We start from the raw sequence: 12,299 nt of genomic DNA, 5'->3' as shown, positions 1-12,299 counted from the left end.
TGGGTTATCCGGTATGAAGGCGGCCGTATTATCTGATGTTAGGTGCCTTTAGACAACCGCAAGGCCGTATGGTTATTATTCGAATGCCCAATTCTTGACATCCTCCCCCACCTTAGCGCTTCGCGTCACAGGAGGGGGATTCCCATTACTGGGTGATAGCTGCTCGCGCAGTACCGGGTTCCTGCTTCATCGGGCGGCCTGATTGCACCACGCCTCCACAGGCTAAAACGGCGTGTCCCGCCGCTAAAATATTGCGAGCGCCGTTCACATCGGCGTTCGCCTCATAACCACACGCAGCGCATTTAAACTGGCTTTGCGTCTGGCGGTTATCCTTCGCAGTATGCCCACAACAGGCGCACTGCTGGCTGGTGTAGGCCGGGTTTATCGCCAACACCTGACCGCCTCGCCATGCCTGCTTATATTCGAGCTGGCGGCGCAGCTCAAACCAGCCCTGATCTAATATCGAACGATTCAGCCCTGATTTTGCCCGGACGTTGCGCCCCGGCTGGCTGGTCGTGCCCGCTGCTGATTTTGACATGCTGGCAACCTTCAAATCCTCAATGACGATCATCGCGTGGTTTTTGCTGATAGTCGTTGTGACCTTGTGAAGGTAATCGCGGCGGCTATTGGCGATATGTGAATGCAGCCGCTGGATCTTGGCTTTTTGTTTCTTCCAGTTGCTGCTGAACTTTACCTTTTTGCTCAACTGGCGTTGGAGCCTTGCCAGCTTGGTCTGATTGGTTTTGAAGCTGTTGACGGGCTCAAACACCGTGCCATCTGACAGGGTTGCGAGCTTGGCGATCCCCGCATCCAGCCCGACCATTGAGCCGGAGGGGTGAATTGGCTCAAGCGTCTCCTGCTCGACCTGAAAGGAGATATACCAGTGCCCGGCTGCTTGGCTGACGGTCGCGTTTTTAATTTTCCCTTCAACTGGCTGGGACTGACGGAACTTGACCCACGCCAGCCCGGCAGGCAGCTTCACGCGACCCTTTTCAAGGCGGCAATACTTGTCGAAGTTGACGAACCGGATAGCGTCGCGGTTGTCGCTTTTTTTCTTGAATACGGGTGCCTTGGCGGCGAGTTTCTTATCAAAGCAGCGCATCCACGCGCCATGCAAATCCTTGAGCTTCTGCTGGAGGTTGTCGGTATATGCCTCGGCCAGAAAGGCCATTTCTGGGTCTTTCTTCCAACTGGTGAGCATCCTGTTCAGCTCAAAGGCAGAAGGCAGTTTTTCGCCAGCATCCAGAATGCGTTTGGTTTCTGCCAGCCCGTGATTCCAGACATAACGAGCACAACCGCCCAACTGGCGCAGGCGTTGCGCTTGTTGGGCTGTCGGTTCGAGTCGGAACTTGTAGGCTTTCAGAATTTGCATTTAGCGCTCAGTGTGTAGCATTATCGCCATATCTATTAAGCCCGATTGAGTGACAGAATGCAATTCACTAAAATTAATAAATCACGCCATGCGGCCTACGTTTTGCACGTACATTTGGTGTTTATTACCAAGTATCGGAAGCCGATACTGGGGGATCTGCATCACGCTTCCTTCGGTCAGTGTGCGGCAGAGGTTTGCAGAGATTTTGGTGCGGAACTGAAAGAGTGTGACGGAGAGGCTGATCATGTTCACATGCTGATAGAGTACGCGCCAACGGTACAGCTATCGGTACTGGTGAACTCGTTAAAGGCGGTCACATCAAGGCGACTGCGTAATGAATTTCTGGACTTGAGAGGTGCTTACAGCAAACCCGTACTCTGGTCACGCTCTTACTTTGCGGGCTCTTGCGGCGGAGCACCGTTGGAGGTGATCAAGCAATACATTCAAAACCAGCGGGGCTGACGCCCCGGCGAAATTCCCCTCCCACCTACGTCGGAGGGAGTCCCCTTTCGCATTTAAGATGGAGGCATTGTGCGCCCTTTACCCGTCCTGACGCTGACCCTGGCCATGCTGCTCTGGTCCAGCTCCTTCATCGCCCTCAAACATGTGCTGGAAATCTGGTCCTTCGGTCAGGTGCTCTTCATGCGGATGGGGGTGGCGTCCTGTTGCTGGCTGCTCTGCTACCGCCAGCTTGGCCGCGTCACTTACCAGAAGGGGGATTGGCGCTGGTTGGCTCTGATGGGGGCGCTTGAGCCCTGCCTCTACTTTCTTCTTGAAGTCAACGCCCTGCGTTACACCAGTGCCGGCCAGGCCGGTATGGTCTGTACCCTGCTTCCCCTGATGGTGGCTCTGGTGGCCTTCGTGCTGCTTGGAGAGCGGGTGAGTCGCCGCCAGCTGCTGGGCTTTGCCATCGCCATCGTTGGCATCGCCCTGCTGGGGTTGGGGGAGGGCGCCGACGAGTTCGCCCCCAACGCCCTGCTCGGCAACAGCCTGGAGATGGGCGCCATGCTCTGCGCCGCCACCTATTCCGTGGTATTCAAGAAGCTCTCCAGCCGCTACGGCGTGATGACACTGACAGCGTTGCAGGCCTTCGTCGGCATGCTCTTCTTCGCGCCCTTTGCCTTCAGTGCGCCCTGGCCCGCGAGCTGGGCCTGGCAGGACATGGGGGTCATCCTCTTCCTCGGCGCCTTCGTGACACTTGGTGCCTACCTGCTCTACAACTGGTCGGTGACCCAGGTGAAGGTGACCCTGGCGGCTGCCTATGTGAACCTCATACCGGTCTTTACCCTGCTGCTCGCCTATCTGCTGCTGGGAGAGACGCTCACTGCCCTGCAATGGGTGGCCTGTGCCGCCGTGCTGGCCGGCATCGGGGTGGGCCAACTGCCGTCCGGCAGGAAGCGTGCGCAGGCAGTCGCCACCGGGGGATGAGTCGCCGTCATTAGGCTACAGTCTGGGCAGGGAAACACGCTGTCTAAGAAGGAGCCGACCGATGAGCGACATGCACTTGCTGGCCGCGGCCAAAAGCCTGTTGAGCCATCCCCCCTTTACCCTGGCCGATGCCAGAGCCCTGGAGGCGCTGGAAGAGGAGGCCGTGGGGGAGGAGGGGCTCTGCATCGCCGCGCTATGGGACATCGCCCTCGCGCTGGCGGACGAGGAAGCCAGACACTATCTCCTGGGAGATGGCTGAGCGGGTGTCGGGTGGGCGGATAGCAATGACAACGGGGGGCCTGGGCCCCCCGTTGTCATTGGCAGCTGTCGCTCAGATGGAGAGGCTCTTGACGGTGTCCGACACCGAGTTGGCGTCCTCGATGATCTCCTTGATGACGTCGGCGATGATGGTGGCCTGCTCCTGACCTGCCACCGCCTTGTCGGAGACGACGGAGACGGTCTGGGTGATCTGGGAGGTGATCTCCGAGTTGTGCTTGATGACGGTGACGATCTCGCTGGTGGAGCTGGAAGTGCGCGCCGCCAGCTGCCTCACCTCGTCGGCCACGACCGCGAATCCCCGTCCCTGTTCCCCGGCGCGGGCCGCCTCGATGGCGGCGTTGAGGGCCAGCAGGTTGGTCTGATCCGCGATGCCGCTGATGGTGGAGATGATGGATTCGATGCTCCTGGATTGCTGGTTGAGCTGCTCTATCTGCTTGCTGACCGCATTGACCGAGGTGTTGATGTGGGAGGAGGTGTCGAGCACCCTGTCGATGACCTCCCGCCCCCTGGCGGCGCTCGCGACGGTTTCGCTGGCGATGGCACACGCCTTCTGGGCCGCTTCCCGGGTGGAGATGGATTTCTCCACCCGCTCGGTGATGTCGCTCGCCAGCTTGATGATTTTGACCACCTTGCCCTCGTGGTTGAAGATGGGGTTGTAGGTGGCCTCCAGCCAGATCTTCTCCCCCCGGTGACCCAGACGCATGAAAAGCCCTGACTTGATGTCACCCGATCCGAGATCCTGCCAGAAATGGGGGTTGTTCTGGTAGAAATCGCTGTCACAGAAGAGGCGATGATGCTTGCCGACCACCTCTTCCAGCCGGTAGCCAAAGCAGTTGAGGAAATTCTGGTTGGCGGTGATGACGGTGCCATCGGGTTGGAAATCAATGACCGCCAGGGACTTGTCCAGCGCTGCCAGCAGGGCCTGGGTGCGCTCCAGAGTGGATTGCTGCTGGGTCACGTCGGAGGCGACCTTGGCGATCCGCACCACCTTGCCGTCGATCACGATGGGGAAATAGGTCGCCTCCAGCCACACGGCCTTGCCGGATTTCGACTGGCGAATAAAGCGGCCGCTGCGGGAGACGCCGTGGCGCAGATCCTGCCACAAGGTCTCGTAATCCCGGGTATTGACGTCGTCGGGGAAGCAGAGGGTGCTGTGATGCTTGCCGATCACCTCGTCACGCTCAAATCCCACGATCTTGAGAAACAGCTCGTTGGCGAAGGTGACCACTCCCGCCGGGGTGAACTGGACGAAGGGGACCTGCAACTGGATAGCCTGTTCAAATGCCCCCAGCTCCACCACCCTTGCCGCTTGCTCACTGGCTTCCTTGCTTGCTTTTTGATTCCAGAACATGACAGTGCTCCTCCATGAGACCCTTGAATGGGATAACGACCAAATCTGAGTAAATTAACAATAGCATTGCGTCCTGATGAGTCGTCATCGAACTCAAATTAACTTTTTATTTTTCAATGTTGATAAATGGCTTTTTAATTGTGGGGTCTCGTACAAGGGTTATTTATCTCCTGGGCCGCCCTGGCCCCAGGGAATATTGGCATGAAGGCGCCTCTTTTGGCACTGACTATTCTATATATCGCCTTCATATGAACCCAGTGGCGCGCCATGTGGCCTATGTGGGGATTCAATGAGTCTTATATGGGCACAGTGAAATAGGTGGAGGCGGGGATCTGGAAATAGCCGCTATCTGACTCTCTGGTGTGAGAAATAAACGGCCAAGGGTGTGAGCTTTTGGATATGCGGCATGTGTGAACCCGTGACGACATTGCCGCTTCGGTATATTTTTTGTCCCGAAACAGGGAGTGTTTATTTTGCCTGCAAGGTAGAGAGTTTCTGGTTCAGGGACTCAATCTCTTTCTGATATCGGGTAGTGACCGACTGCATCTCTGCCGAGACATTGCGGGATCTTGCCTTGTTCTCCGTGATCTGGGTCATCTCGTTGTTCATCTTCTGCTTTTTGGCCTCGATCTCGGTGCGCAGCGCCTCGGCCTGGCGTTGTTTCTGGCCGTTCGCCAGGCTCTGCTCTATCTCCCGGGTCTGGTTGGCCGCCTGCTCCACCGCCTCGGGGGAGGGGGTATAGACATTGAGTGCCATGGGTTTGGCGTCGCTGCTGCAGGGGATGTCGCTGAAGGTGATCTGCCCATCGCGGGCGCATTGATAGACAGCCGCCTGGACAACGGGGACGGTGGCAAGCCCCAGGCAGGCGAGAGAGATGACCAGCATGCGTGACATAGACTCCTCCTTGAATCCTCTTCCTTGCACACTAGTACATGGCGCAAGGTCAGACAACGGCCTCGTTCCGGGTGTGACATTCCGGTCCTCACGTTGCCTCTCTCTGGTCCATGGCGGGGAAATCTCCTGCGCAATGGGTGTGCTATGGCTGCATAAAGCGACGGATCCCTGCCTGTTTCCCCGCAGTTCAACACATCAGAGCACCATAACGGGCCGCAATGAGGTATCTTATGCCCCGATTTCATCCATCAAACGGATAAGAGACAACACATGATCATCAAACCCAAGGTTCGCGGCTTTATCTGCACCACCACCCACCCGGTCGGTTGTGAAGCCAATGTTCGTCGCCAGATCGCTTACACCCAAGCCAAGGGCGCCATCGAGAATGGCCCCAAGAAGGTGCTGGTGATCGGCGCTTCCACCGGCTATGGTCTGGCCTCTCGCATTGCCGCAGCCTTCGGCAGCGGAGCTGCCACCATCGGTGTCTTCTTCGAAAAGCCGAGCTCCGAGACCAAGACGGGCTCCGCCGGCTGGTACAACTCCGCCGCCTTCGACAAGGCCGCCAAAGAGGCCGGCCTCTACGCCAAGAGCATCAATGGCGATGCCTTCTCCCACGAGTGCCGTGCCAAGGTGATCGAGCTCATCAAGCAGGATCTGGGTCAAATCGATCTGGTGGTCTACTCCCTGGCCTCTCCGGTGCGCAAGCTGCCGGACACCGGCGAAGTGGTGCGCTCCGCCCTCAAACCTATCGGCGAGGTCTACACCTCCACCGCCATCGACACCAACAAGGATCAGATCATCACCGCCACCGTCGAGCCGGCGAATGAGGAAGAGATCCAGAGCACCATCACCGTCATGGGCGGCCAGGACTGGGAGCTGTGGATGGCGGCTCTGCGCGATGCGGGTGTGCTGGCTGACGGCGCCAAGTCCGTGGCCTACTCCTACATCGGTACCGACCTGACCTGGCCCATCTACTGGCATGGTACCCTGGGGCGCGCCAAGGAAGATCTGGACCGCGCCGCCACCGCCATCCGTGGCGATCTGGCCGCCAAGGGGGGGACCGCCCACGTGGCCGTGCTCAAATCCGTGGTGACCCAGGCCTCCTCTGCCATTCCCGTGATGCCGCTCTACATCTCCATGGCCTTCAAGATCATGAAGGAGAAGGGCATCCACGAGGGTTGCATGGAGCAGGTGGACCGCATGATGCGCACCCGCCTGTACGGCGCCGACATGGCGCTGGACGAGCAGGCCCGCATCCGCATGGATGACTGGGAACTGCGTGAAGACGTGCAGCAGACCTGCCGTGATCTCTGGCCCTCCATCACCACCGAGAACCTCAGTGAACTGACCGACTACACCGGCTACAAGCAGGAGTTCCTGCGCCTGTTCGGTTTCGGTCTGGACGAGGTGGACTACGATGCGGACGTGAATCCGGACGTGCAATTCGACGTGGTCGAGCTGTAAGTCGGTCACCAGCACAGACAGGGCCCTGCGGGGCCCTGTTTTTTTGCAGCAGGCTCAACCTGTTGCCTCAGGTTTATTATCCGCGATCACCTTTTTCCCCGAACAAACCCGCTAGGCTTGCGCTGTCCGGATCACAGACGGCACCGCCGAGGTACGAAAGTCATGACCACAACCCATGAGGCGCCCAAGAAGCGCCAGCTCCCCACGGTTTATACCCTGCTTTTCATCATCATCGCCCTGATGGCGGCCCTCACCTGGGTGCTGCCGGCGGGCAAATACAACTATGTGACGGCCAAGACCCAGCAGCCGGTTGCGGCGGCGGCCGTGGCCGACTACAGCGGTGACGAGCGATTGCTGCCGGTACCCGGCAGTTACACCGAGCTCCCCTCCCAACCCCAGGGGGTATTCGATGTGCTCAAGGCGCCCATCCAGGGCTTTCACAAGGCGGCGGACGTGGCACTGTTCGTGCTCATCATCGGCGGCTTTCTGGCGGTGACCATGCAGAGCGGGGCGCTGGATGCCGGGGTCGGGGCCATAGTGCGTACCTTTGCCGGGCGCGAGCGGCTGCTCATCCCGGTGCTGATCGCCCTGTTCGCCCTGGGTGGCTCCACCTTCGGCATGGCGGAGGAGACGGTGGCCTTCTGGGCACTCATCGTGCCGGTGATGATGGCGGCGGGCTTCGATCGCATGGTGGCGGCCGGGATCATCCTGCTCGGCTCCGGGGTTGGGGTGCTCGCCTCCACCGTCAATCCGTTTGCCACCGGCATCGCCTCCGGCTTTGCGGGTATCCCCATCGGTGAGGGGATAGGGCTGCGGGTCATCCAGTGGCTGCTGCTGGTGATCTTCGCCTCCTGGTTCGTGATGCGCTACGCCAGGCAGGTGCAGCAGGACAAGTCCCGCTCCGTGCTGGCCGACATCGTCTATGACGACGAGTTCTCCCAGATGAAGAGCGGCAACCTCGCCTTCAGCGGCAAGCAGAAGCTCACCATGCTGGTCTTCTTCGGCACCTTCCTGCTGATGATCTATGCGGTGGTGCCCTGGTCCGATCTGGGCATCGATCTGTTGCCCACCCTGGGCTGGTGGTTCGACGATCTCTCCACCCTCTTCTTCAGCGCCTCCATCCTGATTGCCCTCATCAACCGGATACCGGAGTCCAACTACGTGGCGACCTTCCTCAACGGGGCGCGGGATCTCATCGGGGTGGCCCTGGTGGTGGCGGTGGCGCGCGGCATCTATGTGGTGATGGAGCACGGCGTCATCATCGACACCATACTGCACTGGGCCGAGGGACTGGTGAGCGGGCTGTCGTCGTCGGTCTTCATCCTGATGGCCTATCTGGTGCATATCATCCTGAGCTTCTTCATTCCCTCCACCTCGGGGCTCGCGACCGTCTCCATGCCGTTGATGGGGCCGCTGGCGGACTTCTCCGGCATCTCGCGGGATCTGGTGATCACCGCCTATCAGTCCGCCTCCGGCTGGATCAACCTGTTCGCCCCCACCGCCGCTCACCTGGTGGCGGGGCTGGCGCTCGCCAGGATCCCCTACGATCGCTTCGTGCGCTGGGTGCTGCCCTTCATCATCGGGGTGGCCCTCATCACCATGGCGGTGCTGGTGGCCGGGGCCTTGCTCCACGGCTGATGGCGCGAATAGAAAACGACAGACAACAAAAAGGCTCCCGCAGGAGCCTTTTTCATGAGCCTTGCTTACTGCTTGTAGCCCTTGAGGAAGCGGGCGAGGCGACCGATGGCCTCTTCCAGCTCCTCTTCCCGGGGCAGGAACACCAGGCGGAAGTGATCCGGTGCCGGCCAGTTGAAGCCGGTGCCTTGCACCAGCAGGAGCTTCTCCTGCTGCAGCAGGTCGAACACCATCTTCTGGTCATCGCGAATGTCATACACCTTGGGGTCGAGGCGCGGGAACATGTAGAGCGCCCCCTTGGGCTTGACGCAGGAGACACCCGGGATCTCGTTCAAAAGCTCCCAGGCTTTGTCCCGCTGGCGACGCAGGCGGCCCCCCGGCAGGATCAGCTCGTTGATGCTCTGGTAGCCCCCAAGGGCGGTCTGGATGGCGTGCTGCATGGGCACGTTGGCACACAGCCGCATGGAGGCCAGCATCTCCAGCCCCTCGATATAACCCTTGGCACGACCCTTGGGACCGGTGATGACCATCCAGCCCTGGCGGAAGCCACAGGCGCGGTAGGCCTTGGAGAGGCCGTTGAAGGTCACCACCATCACATCGTCGCACAGGGTGCAGACGCTGGTGTGGGAGATGTCGTCGTAGAGGATCTTGTCGTAAATTTCGTCGGCGAAGATGATGAGGTTGTGCTGACGGGCGATCTCGATCACTTCAAGCAAAAACTCGCTGCCGTAGACGGCACCGGTCGGGTTGTTGGGGTTGATCAGCACCAGGCCGCGGGTACGCGGGGTGATGCGGGCGCGGATGTCGTCGAGATCCGGATACCAGTCAGCCCCTTCGTCACAGCGGTAGTGCACCGCATGGCCGCCGGAGAGGGTGACGGCCGCGGTCCAGAGCGGGTAGTCGGGGGAGGGCACCAGCATCTCGTCGCCGTTGTTGAGCAGCGCCTGCATCGCCATCACGATGAGCTCGCTCGCACCGTTGCCGATGTAGATGTCGTCGATGTCGACCTTGCGCATCCCTTTTTGCTGGTAATACTGCATCACCGCCTTGCGGGCGGAGAAGAGCCCCTTGGAGTCGCAGTAGCCCTGGCTCTGGGGCATGTTGAGGATCACATCCTTGATGATCTCCTCCGGTGCTTCGAAGCCAAACGGGGCCGGATTGCCGATGTTGAGCTTGATGATGCGGTGACCTTCGTCTTCGAGACGGCGAGCTTCTTTGTGCACCGGGCCGCGGATGTCATAGCAGACATCGTCGAGCTTGTGCGACTTGTCGATAGTGAACATGGTGAGCGTGATTCCTTCCCCGTGGGGCGCGTTGGCAGAAAAGCTGTTTTTAGTATCAAATTTCTCTGCCCCTATTCTTCACAGAATTGAATGCTAGAACAATCTAATTTATGGAATAAATCCCTGATATTTACCCCTGAAACAGGGTTGTTGAAATGTTAAATTCAGCATGATCGTTTGCCTCTCTTTGGTAGATTAGTGAAAGATGAGGGGCAGATTCATAAAGCAACATGAGTGTATTGAAATATCTCCCCCATCTGGCACGATTGGCTGGGGTAAAAAAGGCCCCGACCCGTCGGTCTGCCAGGGGAGCACGCAGGCACGGGGGCTCATCTTCCCGCTCTCGAGGTTCACTCATGCAGGCACCCGCCACCGGTCGCTACCGCCATTTCAAGGGGGGCTATTACCAGGTTCTGGCCCTGGCTTTGCACACCGAAACCCAGGAGCAGCTGGTGATCTATCAATCCGAACAGGATGGTCAGGTCTATGCCCGCCCCGTCGCCATGTTCATGGAGTGGATTGAACATCAGGGGCAGGTGGTGAGCCGCTTCACGCCGGTGGCCTGAGGCAGGCTTGGCGCCTTTTTTCATGGTGTCGGGGCTTACAGACCCAGATTGGCTCTGGCATAGGCCTCAAAATCGGTGCAGCCGCCGATGTGCTGCTCATCCAGGAAGATCTGCGGCACAGTGGTGACCGGCTTGCCCGCCTTGGCGGCGAGATCGTCCTTGGTCAGCCCGGCCACGTTGATATCCACGTAGCGGAACTCGAAGTCATCGCGCTCCTCGGTCAGTTGCTCGGCAATCTGCTTGGCACGCACGCAATAGGGGCAACCGGGACGACCAAAAATCTCTACAAACATCTTTTCTCTCCATTAAACAAGCCGTTGAAGAAGGCCACTGAGATGAGGCTGGGCACAGCATAGCCGTGGCGCCCTGTCAGTCAAAGCTGAAAATAGCGATGCTTACGTTCGCCATCTCCGATTGCGCCCACTGCTGATGACGGCGCCAGCGTCCCTGTTTCGCCCCAAGGTCGGGGAGTGGAGCCGCCTTGCCGGCAAGGCAGCCCGTCTGTCTCACTGCTCGACGATCTGGATGGGTTGCTGCTGGTAGATGCTCTCCAGCACGCCTTTTTCGAAGACGGTCCAGGGCCAGGGCGCCTTGCTGGCGCGGTAGCGCTCGTGGGTCGCCGGATCCTGGGAGAGACCGCGCTGGAACATCACGAAGGCCTTGCGCTGGCCACCGGCGGTGTCGATGAAGCCGGCGAGGTTCGACGTACCTGTGATGGTACCGGTCTTGGCGTGCACCTTGTTCTTCATCATGGGCGCGGTGACGCTGCGTCGCCAGGCCAGGGTGCCGTCCACCTGGGAGCTTGGCAGCAGCTTGATGAAGTCGAGCTCGGCATCGTTCTTCTGGATGAAGTTCAGCACCGACAACATCTGGCGCGCGCTGATGAGATTGTGGGCGGAGAGGCCGGAGCCGTCGGCCAGGGTGGCGTTGCCAAGGTCAATGCCGTGCTTGGTCAGGATGGCGCGCACCGCCATGGTGCCGCTGCGATAGCTGCCCGGCTTGTTGTAGTAGTGACGCCCCACGGTTTTGAGGAAGGTATCGGCGTAGAGGTTGTCGGACTTTTTCAACATCTTGGCGAGCATCACCGGCAGGGAGACAGAGTAGTGGGTCGCCAGGGTCTGGGCACCGACAGGGGCCTGATGGGTGACCCGCAGCAGGCCGTCGTGGCTGATCCCGGCGCGGTTCATGGCCCAGCGGATGTTGTCCCAGCCCCAGGCCTCCACGTCATGGATGGCAAAGCGCAGCCCTTGTGGCTCCTTGTTCGGGGTGATGCAGCCCTTGAGCTCGTAGAAGTTGCCCTTGGCCATGTCCACTTCCAGAGCGCAGAACTGGCGTGCCATGTCGCCATAGCTCATCACCTCCACGTTGTCGGCGCCGATGCCGATGGGCACACCGGTGGCCACGTTGCCCACCGCAGGCTTGCCAATCTGGGTGGCGGTGATGGTGCCGTAGGCGCAGTTCTTGTCGATGATGACCGAGGAGACGGGAGCGGCGAAACAGAGGGTCTGATCCCCCCAGGACCAACCGTTGCCACGCTCATAGCCGTTGTAGGCACCGGTGTTGACATAGACGTTGCCCTGAATGCGGGTGACGCCCAACTGTTTGAACAGGGCGACCAGATCCATGCGCGACAGGGTCGGGTCGCCCACGAAGTTGATCCAGATGTCGCCGTTGATGGTGGTGCCCTGTTTGGCGCCGGGCTGGGCCTGGATGTCGGTGGCGAAGCGGAAGTCGGCACCGAGTTCGAGGCGGGCGGCGAGCGCGGTGAGCACCTTCATGGTGGAGGCGGGGGCTATCATGTCATCGGCGTGACGGGCAAATTCCACCCCGTTGTTGCCCTGTACGATGACGGCGTACTGGCCCCCCTTGGGCGGGGTCAGCGGGGCGGCCTGGACCGCCAGAGAAAAGAGAGCACAAAAACCAATCAACAGCCGCTGCATAGGATCCTCTAACTGAACGAAAGGGCGGCATCAGAAACCGCCCCGATAATCAAACCGGGTGACTGCCGGGTATCGCCTGCCATGGGG

The 12,299-nt window shown here is 59.8% G+C and carries 12 protein-coding genes; 6 read left to right on the top strand and 6 right to left on the bottom strand.

Going from position 1 to position 12,299, the window contains the following annotated elements; genetic code table 11:
• Positions 1 to 145: 145 nt before the first annotated feature.
• Complete coding sequence (locus tag AB5Y68_RS04730; protein WP_368206932.1) at positions 146 to 1,372, bottom strand: RNA-guided endonuclease InsQ/TnpB family protein; 1,227 nt, start codon at positions 1,370 to 1,372, stop codon at positions 146 to 148.
• 57 nt (positions 1,373 to 1,429) lie between these two features.
• Between AB5Y68_RS04730 and tnpA the strand changes: the two genes are divergently transcribed.
• From tnpA to AB5Y68_RS04715, 3 genes are all read left to right on the top strand, one after another.
• Entirely contained in the window at positions 1,430 to 1,834 is a 405-nt protein-coding gene (gene tnpA, locus AB5Y68_RS04725; protein WP_010674034.1) for an IS200/IS605-like element ISAs26 family transposase, read from the top strand.
• Between the two features lie 69 nt (positions 1,835 to 1,903).
• Positions 1,904 to 2,800, top strand: a complete 897-nt coding sequence (locus tag AB5Y68_RS04720) for a DMT family transporter (protein ID WP_368206931.1) — start codon at positions 1,904 to 1,906, stop codon at positions 2,798 to 2,800.
• A gap of 61 nt (positions 2,801 to 2,861) precedes the next feature.
• Entirely contained in the window at positions 2,862 to 3,059 is a 198-nt protein-coding gene (locus tag AB5Y68_RS04715) for a hypothetical protein (protein WP_039038678.1), read from the top strand.
• A gap of 72 nt (positions 3,060 to 3,131) precedes the next feature.
• On the opposite strand, the gene AB5Y68_RS04710 is transcribed toward AB5Y68_RS04715, so the two are convergent.
• Entirely contained in the window at positions 3,132 to 4,430 is a 1,299-nt protein-coding gene (locus AB5Y68_RS04710) for a methyl-accepting chemotaxis protein (protein ID WP_039038679.1), read from the bottom strand.
• Between the two features lie 468 nt (positions 4,431 to 4,898).
• Positions 4,899 to 5,324, bottom strand: coding sequence for a DUF4124 domain-containing protein (locus tag AB5Y68_RS04705; RefSeq protein WP_039038680.1), 426 nt, complete (start codon positions 5,322 to 5,324; stop codon positions 4,899 to 4,901).
• Positions 5,325 to 5,594: 270 nt separating this feature from the next.
• Between AB5Y68_RS04705 and fabV the strand changes: the two genes are divergently transcribed.
• Positions 5,595 to 6,788 (top strand): enoyl-ACP reductase FabV, encoded by a 1,194-nt coding sequence (gene fabV / locus AB5Y68_RS04700; protein ID WP_041212832.1) that lies wholly within the window; start codon positions 5,595 to 5,597, stop codon positions 6,786 to 6,788.
• Positions 6,789 to 6,950: 162 nt separating this feature from the next.
• On the top strand, positions 6,951 to 8,426 hold the full coding sequence (locus AB5Y68_RS04695; protein WP_368206930.1) for a YfcC family protein: 1,476 nt from the start codon (positions 6,951 to 6,953) through the stop codon (positions 8,424 to 8,426).
• A 65-nt stretch (positions 8,427 to 8,491) separates the two neighbouring features.
• On the opposite strand, the gene AB5Y68_RS04690 is transcribed toward AB5Y68_RS04695, so the two are convergent.
• The gene (locus AB5Y68_RS04690) at positions 8,492 to 9,706 is read right to left on the bottom strand and encodes a pyridoxal phosphate-dependent aminotransferase (RefSeq protein ID WP_005302243.1); all 1,215 of its coding nucleotides are present in this window, start codon (positions 9,704 to 9,706) and stop codon (positions 8,492 to 8,494) included.
• Between the two features lie 356 nt (positions 9,707 to 10,062).
• On the opposite strand from AB5Y68_RS04690, the gene AB5Y68_RS04685 reads away from it, so the two are divergent.
• Positions 10,063 to 10,272 carry a DUF1653 domain-containing protein gene (locus AB5Y68_RS04685; RefSeq protein ID WP_010674028.1) on the top strand — a complete coding sequence of 70 codons (210 nt, stop codon included), beginning with the start codon at positions 10,063 to 10,065 and terminating at the stop codon, positions 10,270 to 10,272.
• 35 nt (positions 10,273 to 10,307) lie between these two features.
• Here AB5Y68_RS04685 and AB5Y68_RS04680 read toward each other — a convergent pair whose 3' ends face one another.
• Together AB5Y68_RS04680 and dacB are read right to left on the bottom strand one after the other, a co-directional pair.
• Complete coding sequence (locus AB5Y68_RS04680) at positions 10,308 to 10,565, bottom strand: GrxA family glutaredoxin (protein WP_010674029.1); 258 nt, start codon at positions 10,563 to 10,565, stop codon at positions 10,308 to 10,310.
• Positions 10,566 to 10,778: 213 nt separating this feature from the next.
• The gene (dacB, locus tag AB5Y68_RS04675) at positions 10,779 to 12,212 is read right to left on the bottom strand and encodes a D-alanyl-D-alanine carboxypeptidase/D-alanyl-D-alanine-endopeptidase (protein WP_010674030.1); all 1,434 of its coding nucleotides are present in this window, start codon (positions 12,210 to 12,212) and stop codon (positions 10,779 to 10,781) included.
• Positions 12,213 to 12,299 lie beyond the last annotated feature (87 nt).

The organism is Aeromonas sp. R6-1, from assembly GCF_040908165.1.
In the GTDB taxonomy this organism is placed as follows: Bacteria; Pseudomonadota; Gammaproteobacteria; order Enterobacterales; family Aeromonadaceae; genus Aeromonas; species Aeromonas caviae.
Note: the sequence above shows the minus strand (reverse complement) of the source record. Positions and strands in the feature narration are given on the sequence as shown.

What these genes read in the sequence shown, in the direction of transcription:
- AB5Y68_RS04730 (WP_368206932.1), bottom strand. Translation starts at nt 1,372, where the DNA reads ATGCAAATTCTGAAAGCCTACAAGTTCCGACTCGAACCGACAGCCCAA.
- tnpA (WP_010674034.1), top strand. Translation starts at nt 1,430, where the DNA reads ATGCAATTCACTAAAATTAATAAATCACGCCATGCGGCCTACGTTTTG.
- AB5Y68_RS04715 (WP_039038678.1), top strand. Translation starts at nt 2,862, where the DNA reads ATGAGCGACATGCACTTGCTGGCCGCGGCCAAAAGCCTGTTGAGCCAT.
- AB5Y68_RS04710 (WP_039038679.1), bottom strand. Translation starts at nt 4,430, where the DNA reads ATGTTCTGGAATCAAAAAGCAAGCAAGGAAGCCAGTGAGCAAGCGGCA.
- AB5Y68_RS04705 (WP_039038680.1), bottom strand. Translation starts at nt 5,324, where the DNA reads ATGTCACGCATGCTGGTCATCTCTCTCGCCTGCCTGGGGCTTGCCACC.
- fabV (WP_041212832.1), top strand. Translation starts at nt 5,595, where the DNA reads ATGATCATCAAACCCAAGGTTCGCGGCTTTATCTGCACCACCACCCAC.
- AB5Y68_RS04695 (WP_368206930.1), top strand. Translation starts at nt 6,951, where the DNA reads ATGACCACAACCCATGAGGCGCCCAAGAAGCGCCAGCTCCCCACGGTT.
- AB5Y68_RS04690 (WP_005302243.1), bottom strand. Translation starts at nt 9,706, where the DNA reads ATGTTCACTATCGACAAGTCGCACAAGCTCGACGATGTCTGCTATGAC.
- AB5Y68_RS04685 (WP_010674028.1), top strand. Translation starts at nt 10,063, where the DNA reads ATGCAGGCACCCGCCACCGGTCGCTACCGCCATTTCAAGGGGGGCTAT.
- AB5Y68_RS04680 (WP_010674029.1), bottom strand. Translation starts at nt 10,565, where the DNA reads ATGTTTGTAGAGATTTTTGGTCGTCCCGGTTGCCCCTATTGCGTGCGT.
- dacB (WP_010674030.1), bottom strand. Translation starts at nt 12,212, where the DNA reads ATGCAGCGGCTGTTGATTGGTTTTTGTGCTCTCTTTTCTCTGGCGGTC.